Annotated in this window: 1 protein-coding gene; it reads left to right on the forward strand. The window is 41.2% G+C overall.

Features of this window, described 5'->3' with window-relative positions; genetic code table 11:
* Positions 1–38: 38 nt before the first annotated feature.
* On the forward strand, positions 39–238 hold a 200-nt coding region (locus ACPYOJ_RS36645), incomplete at its 3' end, for a hypothetical protein (protein ID WP_481420579.1).

A 238-nucleotide genomic window follows, 5' to 3' on the forward strand; every position in this document is an offset into this window, starting at 1 on the left:
TTAAAGGAGGGTATTCGAGAAATACACAGAATCTGCATTTGCTGAGCAATAGCGGAAGCGGAAATCCTACAGATCAGTGGATAGGAAGCAGCTTCACGGTAAAACCTGAAATTGCAGACCAGATAAGTGCTGGTTACAGCAGGAATTTCAGCAATAACAACTATGAGGTGAATGCCGAAGTGTATTATAAATCAATGCAGAACCAGATCGATTATAAAAACGGTGCGCAGATTACCTT

The organism is Rhizobium sp. SVR5-9E, assembly GCF_056755095.1.